This window comes from Sphingopyxis sp. EG6 (genome assembly GCF_003609815.1).
Classification (GTDB): Bacteria; Pseudomonadota; Alphaproteobacteria; order Sphingomonadales; family Sphingomonadaceae; genus Sphingopyxis.
Genome location: NZ_AP017603.1, coordinates 556,109 through 568,756, shown reverse-complemented (window position 1 = coordinate 568,756; position 12,648 = coordinate 556,109). Strand labels below are relative to the sequence as shown.

At 64.9% G+C, this 12,648-nt stretch carries 13 protein-coding genes and 1 riboswitch; of the genes, 6 read left to right on the top strand and 7 right to left on the bottom strand.

What is annotated here, in order from left to right:
* The first annotated feature begins 17 nt into the window (after window positions 1–17).
* A complete protein-coding gene (locus SPYCW_RS02815; protein WP_232014809.1) occupies window positions 18–239 on the top strand; it encodes a hypothetical protein in 222 nt (73 codons plus the stop codon).
* A 34-nt stretch (window positions 240–273) separates the two neighbouring features.
* A riboswitch (ZMP/ZTP riboswitch) is annotated at window positions 274–366 on the top strand.
* Window positions 367–387: 21 nt separating this feature from the next.
* The gene (locus SPYCW_RS02810) at window positions 388–1,083 is read left to right on the top strand and encodes a DJ-1/PfpI family protein (protein ID WP_172595407.1); all 696 of its coding nucleotides are present in this window, start codon (window positions 388–390) and stop codon (window positions 1,081–1,083) included.
* A gap of 141 nt (window positions 1,084–1,224) precedes the next feature.
* Here SPYCW_RS02810 and SPYCW_RS02805 read toward each other — a convergent pair whose 3' ends face one another.
* The 3 genes from SPYCW_RS02805 to groES form a co-directional block, all read right to left on the bottom strand.
* Complete coding sequence (locus SPYCW_RS02805) at window positions 1,225–1,971, bottom strand: glutaminyl-peptide cyclotransferase (RefSeq protein WP_120215498.1); 747 nt, start codon at window positions 1,969–1,971, stop codon at window positions 1,225–1,227.
* Between the two features lie 225 nt (window positions 1,972–2,196).
* Window positions 2,197–3,840, bottom strand: a complete 1,644-nt coding sequence (gene groL / locus SPYCW_RS02800; protein ID WP_120215497.1) for a chaperonin GroEL — start codon at window positions 3,838–3,840, stop codon at window positions 2,197–2,199.
* Between the two features lie 63 nt (window positions 3,841–3,903).
* Window positions 3,904–4,191, bottom strand: coding sequence for a co-chaperone GroES (gene groES / locus SPYCW_RS02795; RefSeq protein ID WP_011540765.1), 288 nt, complete (start codon window positions 4,189–4,191; stop codon window positions 3,904–3,906).
* A 139-nt stretch (window positions 4,192–4,330) separates the two neighbouring features.
* On the opposite strand from groES, the gene SPYCW_RS02790 reads away from it, so the two are divergent.
* Window positions 4,331–4,813: a hypothetical protein gene (locus SPYCW_RS02790; RefSeq protein ID WP_120215496.1), complete on the top strand. Its 483-nt coding sequence runs from the start codon at window positions 4,331–4,333 to the stop codon at window positions 4,811–4,813.
* On the opposite strand, the gene SPYCW_RS02785 is transcribed toward SPYCW_RS02790, so the two are convergent.
* Together SPYCW_RS02785 and SPYCW_RS02780 are read right to left on the bottom strand one after the other, a co-directional pair.
* A complete protein-coding gene (locus SPYCW_RS02785) occupies window positions 4,776–6,185 on the bottom strand; it encodes an MATE family efflux transporter (protein WP_120215495.1) in 1,410 nt (469 codons plus the stop codon). The genes SPYCW_RS02790 and SPYCW_RS02785 overlap by 38 nt on opposite strands.
* A 196-nt stretch (window positions 6,186–6,381) precedes the next feature.
* Window positions 6,382–6,954: a Pycsar system effector family protein gene (locus SPYCW_RS02780; RefSeq protein ID WP_120215494.1), complete on the bottom strand. Its 573-nt coding sequence runs from the start codon at window positions 6,952–6,954 to the stop codon at window positions 6,382–6,384.
* Window positions 6,955–7,116: 162 nt separating this feature from the next.
* Between SPYCW_RS02780 and SPYCW_RS02775 the strand changes: the two genes are divergently transcribed.
* The 3 genes from SPYCW_RS02775 (at window position 7,117) to SPYCW_RS02765 (ending at window position 10,745) form a co-directional block, all read left to right on the top strand.
* Window positions 7,117–7,353 carry an acyl carrier protein gene (locus SPYCW_RS02775; RefSeq protein ID WP_039571860.1) on the top strand — a complete coding sequence of 79 codons (237 nt, stop codon included), beginning with the start codon at window positions 7,117–7,119 and terminating at the stop codon, window positions 7,351–7,353.
* A gap of 105 nt (window positions 7,354–7,458) precedes the next feature.
* Entirely contained in the window at window positions 7,459–8,661 is a 1,203-nt protein-coding gene (spt, locus tag SPYCW_RS02770) for a serine palmitoyltransferase (RefSeq protein WP_120218060.1), read from the top strand.
* 113 nt (window positions 8,662–8,774) lie between these two features.
* Window positions 8,775–10,745 carry an ATP-binding protein gene (locus tag SPYCW_RS02765; protein WP_120215493.1) on the top strand — a complete coding sequence of 657 codons (1,971 nt, stop codon included), beginning with the start codon at window positions 8,775–8,777 and terminating at the stop codon, window positions 10,743–10,745.
* Window positions 10,746–10,799: 54 nt separating this feature from the next.
* Here SPYCW_RS02765 and SPYCW_RS02760 read toward each other — a convergent pair whose 3' ends face one another.
* Complete coding sequence (locus tag SPYCW_RS02760; protein WP_120215492.1) at window positions 10,800–11,660, bottom strand: hypothetical protein; 861 nt, start codon at window positions 11,658–11,660, stop codon at window positions 10,800–10,802.
* A gap of 10 nt (window positions 11,661–11,670) precedes the next feature.
* Window positions 11,671–12,645 carry a diacylglycerol/lipid kinase family protein gene (locus SPYCW_RS02755; protein ID WP_120215491.1) on the bottom strand — a complete coding sequence of 325 codons (975 nt, stop codon included), beginning with the start codon at window positions 12,643–12,645 and terminating at the stop codon, window positions 11,671–11,673.
* Window positions 12,646–12,648: the final 3 nt, after the last annotated feature.

Genomic DNA, 12,648 nt, shown 5'->3' with positions numbered 1-12,648 from the left:
TTTTCGTGGGAGATTGCATGATGGGTCGGACCAGCCTGGCAACGATCATCACCGCGGCGGCGACCCTTGCGCTGGCCACGGGGTGCAGCCGCACCGACAATGAACCCGGTCCGGGCGGGGTGACGGTCAGCGAGGCGAAGGCGCTCGACGATGCCGCCGAAATGCTCGAAAGCCGCGACCCCGCACCCGCCGCCGATGCTGAGGCGACACGCGACGCAGGCGCGGCAGCGGACGAATAGCGCCTTTCCCTCGGCGCGCCATGGGGTTAAACTGACGCTGCCCCGCGACTGGCGCTGAAGATGGAAACCCATCGGGAAGCGGGGCTGGCGAATATGCCAATTCGAGCCGCGCGCCTGGGTGATCCACTGCCACTGCAAGGACATCCGCATGACCGACGCATCCGTTACCCCTGCATCGACCACCGTCGTTTTTCTGCTGTTTCCGGGGATCACCCAGCTCGATTTCACCGCCCCCGCGCAGGCGCTCTGCCGGATGCCCGGCGCGCGGCTGTTCGGCGCCGCGGCCAGCCGCGATGCGATCGCCACCGACAGCGGCTTTTCGATTGTGCCGACCGACGATTTTTCCAGCTGTCCGCAAGCCGACATTCTCTGCGTCCCTGGCGGGCATGGCGTTGCCGAGGCATTGAACGATCGCGCGACGATCGATTTCATCGCGCGCCAGGCCGCGAGCGCCCGGTGGGTGACGAGCGTGTGCACCGGCGCCTTCCTGCTCGGCCGCGCCGGGCTGCTGACGGGCAAGCGCGCGACGACGCATTGGGCCTATGCCCATTTGCTGCCACTGGTCGGCGCCGAACCGGTGAGCGCGCGGATCGTCGAGGACGGGAATCTGGTCACCAGCGGCGGGGTCACGTCGGGGCTCGATTTCGCGCTGACCCTGATCGGACGGCTGCACGGCGACGCGGTGGCACAGGCGATCCAGCTCGCGATCGAATATGACCCCGCCCCGCCCTATGTCGGCGGCCATCCCGACCGGACGCCACCCGCGATCACCGCCGGGTTGAAGGCGCGGGTTTATGATGCGGCGGCGGCGCGGATGGAGCAGGCCTTCGGGCGCAAGCTCTAATCCTCCCTGTCGCAGAGCGATGGGGAGGGGGACCGTTCGCGAAGCGAATGGTGGAGGGGCGACGACGGTAGCGCCATCGCCCCTCCGTCAGCGCTTCGCGCTGCCACCTCCCCATCGCTGCGCGACAGGGAGGATTGATCGCTAACCACAGTCGGCCAGCGTAATCTCGTACAGCTTCGACCAATATTTTCCGGTTACGAACAGCCGCTTCTGCTTCGCGTCCCAGGCAATGCCGTTGAGAACGCTGTCGCTCCCCAGCGCGCCCGCCTGTTCCTTGAGCCCCGACAGGTCGATGTAGGACCGGATATGGCCGCTCGCGGGATCGATCCGCACGATCATGTCGGTCATCCAGACATTGGCCCAAACCTCGCCGTCGATCGTCTCCAGCTCGTTGAGCATCGCCAGCGGGCGGCTGCCGAACCGCACCGTTACGCGTTTTTGTTCGGTCATCGTCGCGGGATCAAAAAAGCGCAGCTGCGACGTGCCGTCGCTCAGCACCAGGCTGTCGCCTACCATGGTGACGCCCCATCCCTCGCCCGCATAGGAAAAGGTGCCGACGGGTTTCAGATCCTTGAGCCGCCAGCGGTTGCCGACCCCGCCCTGCCACGTGACGCCGATGATCTGGCCCTGCCAGCGGGTGATGCCTTCACCGAACTGATCGGACGGCAGCTTGGTCTGCGCAAGCGCCTTGCCGGTCTTGAGGTCGAGCCGCGCGACGCGCGAGCGGCCATATTGGCCGGTGGCTTCGTACAGATGGTCGCCGTCCCAGAACAGCCCTTGGGTAAAGCTGGTGGTGTCGTGGGGGTAGGTCTGGACGATGCGATAGCCGCAGCGTTCGATCGGCTGGGGCGGTTCGGCGACGGCGGTAAGGAGAGCAAGCACGATCATGGGGCTTTGCTATGCGGCGCGCGATGAACTGGCAATGACAGAACCACCGTGCCCCTGCAAAGGCAGGGGCCCATCATCTGGCGTTGCGATTCAAAGCGATGGGCGCTGGGTGCCGACAGCATCGGTGATGGGCCCCTGCCTTCGCAGGGGCACGGCATAGAAAAAGGGCCGGAGGATTGCTCCCCCGACCCAATTTCAGTCGACTGTGCGCCGGACGGTTTGGACTTAAAAGTCCATGCCGCCCATGCCGCCCATGCCGCCGCCGCCCATGGGCATGGCGGGCTTGTCTTCCGGCGTTTCGGCAATGCCGGCTTCGGTGGTGATCAGCAGACCGGCAACCGATGCGGCATCCTGCAGCGCGGTGCGGACGACCTTGGTCGGGTCAATCACGCCAGCGGCAACCAGGTTTTCATAGACGTCGGTCGACGCGTTGAAGCCGAAGTTGGTGTCGTTCTGGTCGAACAGCTTGCCCGCAACGACGCCACCGTCGAAACCGGCGTTTTCGGCGATCTGGCGGACCGGAGCCTGCAGCGCGCGACGGATGATGTCGATGCCGCGGGTCTGGTCTTCGTTGACCCCCGACATGCCGTCGAGCGCCTTGGTTGCATACAGCAGCGCGGTACCGCCGCCGGGGACGATGCCTTCTTCAACCGCCGCGCGGGTCGCATGCAGCGCGTCGTCGACGCGGTCCTTGCGTTCCTTCACTTCGACTTCCGAAGCGCCGCCGACCTTGATGACCGCAACACCGCCAGCGAGCTTCGCCAGACGTTCCTGCAGCTTTTCACGATCGTAATCCGACGTCGTGGTTTCGATCTGCGCCCGGATCTGTTCGACGCGGCCCTTGATCGCATCGGCAGCACCGGCGCCATCAACGATGGTGGTGTTGTCCTTGTCGATCGTGACGCGCTTCGCCTGACCCAGCATGTTCAGCGTGACCGATTCCAGCTTGATGCCCAGGTCTTCGCTGATCATCTCACCATTGGTGAGGATCGCGATGTCCTGCAGCATCGCCTTGCGGCGATCGCCGAAGCCCGGTGCCTTGACGGCAGCGACCTTCAGGCCGCCGCGCAGGCGGTTGACGACCAGCGTCGCCAGCGCTTCGCCTTCGATGTCCTCGGCGATGATCAGCAGCGGACGGCCCGACTGGACCACGGCTTCGAGGATGGGCAGCATCGACTGGAGGTTCGACAGCTTCTTTTCAAAGATCAGGATGTACGGATCCGACAGCTCGACGAGCATCTTTTCGGGGTTGGTGATGAAGTAGGGGCTCAGGTAGCCGCGGTCGAACTGCATGCCTTCGACGACGTCGAGCTCGAAATCGAGACCCTTGGCTTCCTCGACGGTGATCACGCCTTCCTTGCCGACCTTTTCCATGGCTTCAGCGATCTTGTCGCCGACTTCCTTGTCGCCATTGGCCGAAATGATGCCGACCTGGGCGATTTCAGCGGTGCCCGAAACCGGCTTCGACTGCGCCTTGATCGTTTCGACGACCTTGTTCACCGCAAGGTCGATGCCGCGCTTCAGGTCCATCGGGTTCATGCCGGCGGCAACCGACTTCATGCCTTCGCGGACGATAGCCTGGGCGAGAACGGTCGCGGTGGTGGTGCCGTCGCCGGCCTTGTCGTTCGCCTTCGATGCGACTTCGCGCAGCATCTGGGCGCCCATGTTTTCGAACTTGTCCTTCAGTTCGATTTCCTTGGCGACGGTAACGCCGTCCTTGGTGATGCGGGGCGCGCCGAAGCTCTTGTCGATGACGACGTTGCGGCCCTTGGGACCGAGGGTGACCTTCACCGCGTCGGCGAGGGTGTCGACACCCTTCAGGATGCGTTCGCGCGCGTCGCGCGAGAATTTGACGTCTTTAGCAGCCATGTGCTTGTTCCTTTCAAAGGCGCAGAAAACTGCGCAACTTCACTCTCGATTCGATGAAATCGCTCAGGCGATGACGCCGAGGATGTCCGATTCCTTCATGATCAGCAGCTCTTCGCCGTCGACCTTAACTTCGGTGCCCGACCATTTGCCGAACAGGATGCGGTCACCCGCCTTGACGTCAAGCGGGGTCACCTTGCCGTCGTCGGCGCGGGCGCCGGTGCCGACCGAGACGACTTCGCCTTCCTGCGGCTTTTCCTTGGCGGTGTCGGGAATGATGATGCCGCCAGCCGTCTTTTCTTCGGCTTCGATACGGCGAACCAGCACGCGGTCGTGCAGCGGACGAAATTGCATGGATATCCCTCCAAAAATGCAATGGATGTCATTTAGCACTCACAAGGTGCGAGTGCTAACAGACGGGCATATGGGTGGAGGGTGTGACAGCGTCAAGGCGATTAAGGGAAAATTTTCGGCAGCGCGGTAGAGCGGCGAGATGGGATACCAAAACCTTATCATCAAGGGCGTCGGCGCTGAAGATTTGACGAGCATTTGGACTGAAGCCCAACTTCTGCGCGGAGCTTTCTTAGACGCCTTCGCCAGAGTTGAAATGGCGGTAATGCTCTACGCTGGCTTAACCGGCGCCAAAGTGACGCCCGCGATGCCTTTATCCCAGAAACTGACCGCGCTGGAGAAAGACCGAAAGACCTTCAATAACCCACGGCGTCTTGACGTCCGGATTGCGGCTATCCGAGAATTGCTGCCCGTCAGAGCTGATGTAGTTCATTCTGCGTTAGAGGTGGCGATCACCTTCGATGGCCGCGTGGCAGAGACCAAAATGCAATTTCAAAATGCCTCGGACGCCGCGCGTCGCCCATTAGCACTTACCACCGATCAGTTAACGGCGATGACCAGCAGGCTCACTCGTCTTGCGATGCAATTCAGCCACCAACGGTTGCTGGCAAAAGACCCAACCTAGCCCGCATCCGCCAACGCGCCAGCAGCACCGCCGACACCACGATCAGCCCGACCGCCAGCCCGATCCACACGCCGACTCCGGCAAGCGGGGTCCAGAAACCTAGGTAGATGGCGGTGCCATAGCCCGCGATCCAGTAGCCGCAGATCGCTATGATCATCGGGGTGCGGGTGTCCTGTAGCCCGCGCAAGACGCCCGCCGCGACCGCCTGCGCGCCGTCGAACAGCTGGAAGGCGGCGGCGACGACGAGGAACTGCAACGCGAATCCGACCAGCGCCGCGTTGCGCGCCGCGTCGACATCGACATAGATCGACAGGACCAGCGTCGGGAACAGCCACATCAAGAGCGCGGTGAACGCCATGAAGCCGATGCCAAGGACCAGCGACGCCTGCCCCGCCAGCGCAATGCCGCGATGGTCGCGCGCGCCATAGGCCAGGCCGACGCGGATCGTCGCCGCCTGCGCCACCCCGAACGGGATCTGGAACGCCAGCGCCGCGACCTGAAGCGCAATCGTATGACCGGCGAGTTCAGCCTCGCCGATCCGGCCCATCAGGAACGCCGCGCCGGTGAACAGCCCGGCTTCGGCCAAAATGGTCAGGCTGATCGGGGTGCCGATCCGCAGCATGTCGAAAAAGCGCGTCCATTCGGTGCGCCACCAGTTGCCGAACAAATGATAGCGCCGCAGCCGCCGGTCGGACTGGATGACGACGACATAGGCGGCCAGCATCAGCACGCTGGTCAGCACGCTGGAAATCGCCGACCCGTGCAGCCCGAGCGCGGGCATGCCGAGGTTGCCGAACACCAGCGTCCAGTTGCCGAGCGCGTTGACGCCCAGCGCACCAAAGGTGATCGCGGTCGCGATCGTCGGCCGCCCGAGCGCCGAGACGAAGATGCGCAGCACCGCCGCGGCGATCATCGGGAACATGCCCCACATCAGGATCAGCAGGAATCCCGCCGCGCGCGCCGAGGTTTCGGGCGGCTGGCCGGTCGCGATCATGATCGGCCCGCCCGCAGCGCAAATGCCCATGAAGACGAGCGACACCAGTGCGCTGAGCCAGAGCGCCATGCGCACCGTCCGCCGCACTTCGCGCACCGCATGTTTGCGGCGGCCAAGCTCGGCAGCGATCAGCGGCGCCGCGGCGCCGACGAGCCCGCTGCCGGTCCAGAGCAAGAGGCCAAAGATCGACACGCCGAGCGACGAGGCGGCGAGCGCGGCGTCGCCGAGCCGCGCCACAAAGATGACGTCGATCGCATGGACCAGCATCTGAAGCAGGTTCGCTGCCGCCAGCGGCAACGCGAGCGCCAGCGTCGCGCGAAACTCGGCGCGAAGACCCTGCGACGTCGGCGCGGTCAAAGGCGTGGCCTGCTGCAACATAGCCGGCCCGGATAGGCGCGGCGGGGCGGTGGGGCAATCGTGGGTGGGGATTGGCGGGAATTTCGCGGGCGGGGGTGGTAAATTGGCAACAATAGACTCGTCGCCCCCGGGAAGGCGGGGGCCGCTAGAGACACTTCTCGGCGTGGCTACGCAATGACGACAGCAGCCCCCGCCTCCGCGGGGGCGACGGTCTATCTCACCCCCGCCACATCCCCACCATCTCGAACGCGAACGCGCCGAAGGTCAGCGTCAGCCCGACCACGAACAGCCGGTACGCATAGGCGAGGTAACGATACTTCCGCCGCGCCAGCACGATGCCGTTCTGATAGGTGTCGCGCAGCATCGTTTCGTACAGGTCTTCCTCGGTCCGCAGCCGCGCCTTGACCGCGTCGATGAATTCATCCTCTTCCATCTGGGCAAAGCGGCCGAAGAACAGGATGTTGCTGTGATCCTTGCCGTCCTTGTACACGATCGGCGGCGCCTTGCCGACGCGCGGCAGCACCGCCGAGACCGCGAGCAGCGCCGACAGGAAGGAAAAGGTCGCGAGGATCGTCAGCGGCATCGCGAGCGCCCCTGCCCCGGCGCGCGCCTGACCCACCGCGAGGGTGAACACGACAAAGGTCGCGCCCATCAGGATCGACGCCTTTTGGTCGGCCATCTGCGACAGCTGCATCGTCAATTGCTGGTTGGTGCGCACCAGATGCACCGCGTTCGGCGGGAAGGACACCGCTGGCGGCGGCGCCGGTGTCGATGCGTTTTCGCTGCCCATGCCATTCCCCCGCGTTCGCAATGCGTCAGCGACCCGCCATAGCGATGCCATGAAGTACCGCCAGCGGCAAGATGCTGCCCTGTTCCCGCCGCATTCGCTTGCCAATCGGGCGGGAGCGCGGCATTCCCGCGCGCAACTTTATGCCTTTATGGGACGCACCACATGAGCACCGCCCTCACCGACCAGATTTACGGCCTGATCGCCCCCTTCAACAAAAAGGGGGTCGAACTGACCGATGCGACGACCTTTGCCGGCGACCTTGAATGGGACAGCCTGACGGTGATGGATTTCGTCGCCGAGGTCGAGGACACGTTCGACATCATCATCAGCATGAACATGCAGGCGGAGATTGAAACCGTGGGCCAGCTGGTGGCGGCGGTTGAAAAGCTGCAAGGCTGACCCCTTCCCGTTCGCATCGAGCGAAGTCGAGATGCCCCTCGCACTTGCGCCATGCCGACGGGTGTCTCGACTTCGCTCGACACGAACGGGCAATGGAACAATGATATGACCGACCTCTTCTCAAAATTCGATCCGCTGATCCAGCAGCGCGAAACCCTGCTCGCGACCGGGGTCACCGATCCGTATAATCTGGTGATGGAAAAGGTGATCTCGCCGACCGTCGCCATCTGCAACGGGCGCGAGACGATCCTGCTTGGCACCTATAATTATATGGGCATGACGTTCGACGAGGATGTCATCGCCGCAGGCAAGGACGCGCTCGACAAATTCGGCAGCGGCACCACCGGCAGCCGCGTGCTCAACGGCACCTATCAGGGCCACAAGGAGTGCGAAGAAGCGCTCAAGGAATTTTACGCCATGGATCATGCCATGGTGTTTTCAACGGGTTATCAGGCGAACCTCGGCATCATTTCGACGATCGCCGGCAAGGGCGACTATGTCATCCTCGACATCGACAGCCATGCGTCGATCTATGACGGCTGCAAGATGGGCGACGCCGAAATCGTCGCCTTCCGCCACAATGACGTCGACGCACTGGAAAAAAGACTGAAGCGCCTGCCCGCAGACGCGGGCAAGCTCGTCGTGCTCGAAGGCGTCTATTCGATGCTCGGCGACGTCGCGCCGCTGAAGGAGATGATCCGCGTTTCGAAGGAAGCCAGCGCGATGGTGCTGGTCGACGAGGCCCATTCGATGGGCTTTATCGGCGAGAACGGCCGCGGGGTTGCCGAGGCGCAGGGGGTGCTCGACGATGTCGATTTCGTCATCGGCACGTTCAGCAAGAGCGTCGGCACCGTCGGCGGCTTTTGTGTGTCGAACCATCCGAAGTTCGAGATCATGCGGCTGGTCTGTCGTCCCTATGTGTTCACCGCGTCGCTGCCGCCCAGCGTCGTCGCGACCGCGGCGACCAGCATCCGCAAGCTGATGCACGGGTCGAACAAGCGCGCGCATCTGTGGGAAAATTCCAAGGTGCTGCACAAGGGGCTGCGCGATCTGGGGTTCCAGCTCGGCACCGACGAGCCGCAGTCGGCGATCATCGCGGTGATCATGCCCGACCTCGAGCAAGGCGCGATGATGTGGGAGGCGCTGCTGGAGGAAGGGCTGTACGTCAACCTGGCGCGCCCGCCCGCGACCCCCGCGGGCATGACCCTGCTGCGCTGTTCGCTCTGCGCCGAGCACAGCATCGAGCAGGTCGGCGAAATCCTCGGCCGTTTCGAACGCGCGGGCAAGCGTGTCGGGATTATCGGCTGAACCGAGCCGCTGCGCCGACCAGCGGATTCCTTTTTGCGCCGAACCGAAGCCGGGCAGCAGCGACCGGGCCTTCGGCGCTTTGCGGCGCCGCGCATGTCCGGTAAGACACAGGCGTGTTCGAGCGGGATAGCGATACCGAAACCGAGACGCGGCGCGAGCGATTACGCTTTTGGCTGACGATCGGCATGGCGACGATGCTGACCGGCATCGTCGGCGCGCTTGTCATGCTGCTCGCGCGCGCCAGCGACAATTACGACCAGTCGCTCGGCTGGCAGACGCAAAGCCTGGAAGTCATTTCGCAGACGCGCTCGCTCGACGCCTCGCTCGCTCGCGCCGAGGCGGCGCTCGGGCGCTTTGCGGTGGGACTGCAAAAAGAGGACGGCCGCGTTTACGAACAGCAATGGGGGCTGGCGCGGCAATATCTGACGCGGCTCGACCGCAGCGTCCGCGACAACGCGACCCAGTCGAAGCTGGTCGATGACCTGACGCGCGAAATGGACAGCCGCGGACGCCAGCTTGGTGACGCGGCGTTGAGCGCCAATTACAGCCAAACCGTCGCCGCGATTTCGAAATATCATGCCGCGGGGCACGACGCCGGACTCAGCCGAATCGACAATCTGCTCAACCAGATTATTGCCAATGAACGCGCGCTGTTGCGCGAACGCATTCGCACCGCCGCCGCCGATCGCGCCAGCCTGAACCAGGCGATGTTGCTGTTTGCCCTGCTCGGCGCGGCGATCGCCGCCGTCGCGATCGGCACGACATTCTCGTTCGTCCGCGCCGAGGCCGAGCGCCGGGTCGCGCGGCGCGAGCAGGTGGCAGAAAGCGAACGCGCCATGCAGCTGGAGGAGGCCGTCGAAGCGCGCACCGCCGAGCTGGAACAAGCCAATATCGCGCTGCGCAGCGAGATGAGCGAGCGCGCCGCGGCCGAAGCCCAGCTGCGCCAGGCGCAAAAGATGGAAGCCGTCGGCCAGCTGACCGGCGGCATCGCGCATGATTTCAACAATATGCTGGCGGTTGTTGTCGGCGGATTGGAACTGGCGCAGCGCTGGCTGCCCGGCACCCCGGAAAAGGCCGAACGCCACCTTGCCAACGCGCTCGACGGCGCTAATCGCGCCGCCGACCTGACGCGGCGGCTGCTGACCTTTGCCCGATCCGAACCTGCACGCCCCGAAACGACGCCGATCGACGCCTGCATTACCGGGTTTGCCGAGCTGATCGAACGGACGATCGGCGACAGGATCGCGCTGACGCTCGACCTCAATGCGGACCATCTCGCCTGCTGGCTCGACCGGCAGCAGTTCGAAAATGCGCTGCTCAACCTGGCGGTCAATGCGCGCGACGCGATGGACGGCCATGGCGCGCTGACCATCCGCACCCTCGACGATGGCGACGGCAAGGCGCTGGCGGTGCAGGTGATCGACACCGGTTGCGGCATGTCGCCCGAGGTGCTGGAACGCGTGTTCGATCCCTTCTACACGACCAAGCCCGCGGGTCAGGGGACCGGGCTGGGCATGAGCCAGGTCTTCGCCTTTTGCCGCCAGTCGGGCGGCGAGGTCCAGATTTCCTCGACCGAAGGCGAAGGGACGAGCGTCGCGATGCTGTTGCCGGTCGCGAAGCCGGAGGTGGTCGCAGCGGCGGCGAGCGACAGTGACGGCGACCCCGCCGATTGCGCCCCGACCGAAGCGCTGAACATCCTGGTGATCGAGGACGACCAGCGCGTCCTCGCGGCGACGGTCGATGCGGTCGAAGAACTGGGCCATAGCGCGGTGGCGTGCGGCAATCCGCTGGAGGCCGAGCAGCTCGTCGAAGGGCGGCTGGCCGACGGCGGCCGGTTTGACCTGGTGCTATCCGATGTGCTGATGCCCGAACTGACCGGCCCCGAACTGGTCGCGCAGCTCAAACAGCGCTGGCCCGAACTGTCGGTGCTGTTCGTCACCGGCTATGCGGGCGACGCCAGCGAGGCCGAAAGTTTCGGCGACCATGACGTGCTCCGCAAACCCTTCACCCTCAACGCGCTCGATCAGGCGATCCGCCGGTGCGGCGAAGCCCGGGCGGGCATGGGACAGCGGCTGGCGAGCTGAGCCCTGTTACGCTCCGGCGAGAGTCCAACTTTCGCCGGGATGACGTATCGCATTCTACCGGATCGCGCCGCCCTTGATCAGCCGCGGCACCAGCGTGACCGCGGCGATCAGCGGCCAGCGGCGCTGCCACGGCTTGATTTCGATCTTGGTCCCCGCGTGGCGATTGATCTTCCACGCCAGATAATCGATCCCACCGGCATAGGTCAGGCTGGCCTTGGCCAGCCGCGCGATGCTGAGCGCCTTGCCCTCGATCCGCCGCCGCGCCCATGCACCACTGCGCGCGGCCGCCGGGATCGCGGCGATCGCGGGGGCGCTGAAACGCTGGTAGCGGTCGGCGTCGGCATCGACCACCGACTGTGCGCGGCCCGCCCGTTCGGCGCGCAGCTCGACCGAATAGGTGAGCGCAAAGGCCCGCCGCCACCAGTCGAGCGGCGCCTCGCCATCGACCTTGCCCGCTGCCGCCAGCAAGGTCGGCGCGGCGCGCGCGACGGCGGCGACGGCGCGGTCGCGCGCTGTATCGTCGACCGCCCATACCAGCCGCGACGGCTGCGCAAAGCGCGCCCACACCGACACATTGCGTGTTTCCGGCCCGTTCAGGCGGTGAAAGTCGCTTTCCGACAGCACCGCATATTTCGCGATCAGCCCGCGGTGCGCGAACGGAAAGACATTGGGCGGGATCAGCCGATTGGCAGCCGCCATCCACCGCTTGGGATAAGCGTCGCCATAATCGGACACGATCAGGTAGAAATCGAGCATCAGCCCTTCGAGTTCGCTCATCCTGAGGCAGCTGCCGTAAAACAGCACGGCGCGCGCGCTGCCCGGATATTCGGCGGCGATCGCCTGTGCCATGGCGGCGACGCGCGGGTCGACCGGAGTCGACAGTTCGGCGCGGACCAGGTCGATCAGGTCGGACATGCGCGAACGCTCAGGCGGCGAGGCGCAGGAACGGCACGGGCTGGGTCGAGGTCAGGATGATCGGCATGCCGTTCTTGGCCTGAAAAATCTCGCCATCGAGAATGACGTTCGACCGCTCGCCCTCGATCCGGATCTCGTCGCCCTGCTGGAAATGGACGCCATCGAGCTGGCGCTGCCCCAGCGTCCCGCGCCAGGTGGCGCCGAGCATGCGGAACAGCGCGCCCAGGCCGCGCTCGACCGCGAGCAATTTCATCTGCCCGCTCTGCCCGGCGCTGTCGGTGGTGCGGATACTGAGCAGCAGCTTTTCCAGCGTCGTCACGATCAGCAGCGAAAACTTGCCCTTGAATTCGCCCTGGCGGATCAGCGACACCGTCATCGCCTCGGGCTTGGGGGGCAGGCGCCCGCCACCGAGGCCGAACATCATCGCAAACAGCCCCAGAATCGCGGCCAGGAAATGCGAAATGCCGTTCGGCAGCCCGAGCGGATAGATGCGATTGCGGCAATAGAGCATCACATCGGCGAGATAGGCGCCGCCTAGGAACATGCCGAGCACCGGGCGCGTTTCGCCGCCGCTGTCGAGCGAGATCAGCTGGCGCTGAATCACATGATCCTCCAGCTGCCCCGAATTGACGAGTTCGATCACCCGCTGCAACGCCTTGATCGGATCGCCCGCGGCGCCAAGGTCGAGCGCGATCAGGTTGGTCTTGCCGTTCGGCAGCACCGCGACCGGCGGCGGCGAACCGCCGAAATGGCCGCCCGAATAAAGCTCGGTCAACGCGGCCTGCACCGTGCCGTCGCCGCCGTTGATGACGACAACGCGCGGCCCGACCATCGCGATGGTGCGGATCGCCTCGCCGATCTGGTCGACGTCCTCGACCTCATAATGAAAGATGTCGGGATGCGCCGCGCAATATTCGCGAACCCGCGGCAACAGGGCGCGGTTGCCGGTCGAACGCGGGTTGGAAAGGAGCGCGACGCTGGCCATCTG